Here is a 287-nt window from a genome sequence, read left to right as displayed (position 1 = left end):
GCCGCACCGAGAGCTTTGTCGCGATGGAGGTCGAGCTGCCCAACTGGCGGTCGTCCGGCCCGCCCATCAGACAAGATTCCCCCGGTCGGTCGCGGCAAGCCGCGTGGATAATGCCACGACGCGCCCGGCGTTCGTACCGGCTTGCTGTCCACCCTTTCACCGTGACCTTGTGGATGGACGCAACGGCCTGGGACCCGAGCGGGTACCCTATGGCCATCACGCATCCACCGGCCGCGCCTGCCCTTGCACCGCCGCGGCGACCGCACGCCGGTAAGCGCGCCCGATCC

The 287-nt window shown here is 69.7% G+C and carries 1 protein-coding gene; it reads right to left on the bottom strand.

What is annotated here, in order from left to right:
* The coding region (locus tag R0J92_RS22445) for a hypothetical protein (protein WP_411053286.1) at positions 1 to 217 on the bottom strand (217 nt) is incomplete at its 3' end.
* Positions 218 to 287: the final 70 nt, after the last annotated feature.

This window comes from Tritonibacter sp. SIMBA_163, assembly GCF_046535935.1.
GTDB classification, from domain to species: Bacteria; Pseudomonadota; Alphaproteobacteria; order Rhodobacterales; family Rhodobacteraceae; genus Epibacterium; species Epibacterium scottomollicae.
The sequence above is the reverse complement of the archived record's forward strand: the minus strand, read 5'-3'. Positions and strand labels throughout refer to the sequence as shown.